General features: G+C 65.2%; 1 protein-coding gene. It reads right to left on the reverse strand.

Features of this window, described 5'->3' with window-relative positions; genetic code table 11:
* Window positions 1-670, reverse strand: a 670-nt coding sequence (locus tag JGU66_36310; protein ID MBJ6766240.1) for a non-ribosomal peptide synthetase, incomplete at both ends; no start/stop codon positions are given.

Here is a 670-nt window from a genome sequence, read left to right on the forward strand (position 1 = left end):
ACCTGCCTCGCCCACCTCTGCACTGTCTCCCCGTCGAAGAGGTCGACGTTGAACTCGATCACTCCGTTGAGGCCGTGCTCGGACGGAGTGAGATCCAGCGTGAGGTCGAACTTCGAGATCCGTTCCTCGGTCTCGATGGGGCTCAGCACCAGACCCGGGAGGGCCAACGGAGCGCCCGGCGCGGTCTGAAGAACGAACATCGCTTGGAAGAGAGGACTGCGACTCAGGTCACGCTCTGGCTTCAGCTCCTCCACGAGCTTCTCGAAGGGCACGTCCTGGTGCGCGTATGCCCCCAGCGTCGTCTCCCTCACCTGCGACAACACTTCGCGGAAGCGCGGGTTCCCCTTCACCTGCGTCCGCATCACCACGGTGTTGACGAAGAACCCGAGCAGCCCCTCGGTCTCTCCTCGCGTCCGGTTCGCGATCGGCGAACCCACGCACACCTCGTCCTGTCCCGCGTTCCTCGCCAGCACCACTTGATATGCGGCCAGCAGCACCATGTATGGCGTTGCGCCTTCGCGCTGCGCCAGTGACTGAACGCCCTCCCACAGCTGCAGTGGCCAGGAGACTGCGCAGGTCGCGCCACGGAATGTCTGCACCGCGGGGCGAGGCCGATCCGTCAGCAGCTCCAACGCCCGAGGCGCACCCGCGAGCTGGTGCTTCCAGTAAT

Source organism: Myxococcaceae bacterium JPH2, assembly GCA_016458225.1.
Taxonomy (GTDB): domain Bacteria; phylum Myxococcota; class Myxococcia; order Myxococcales; family Myxococcaceae; genus Citreicoccus.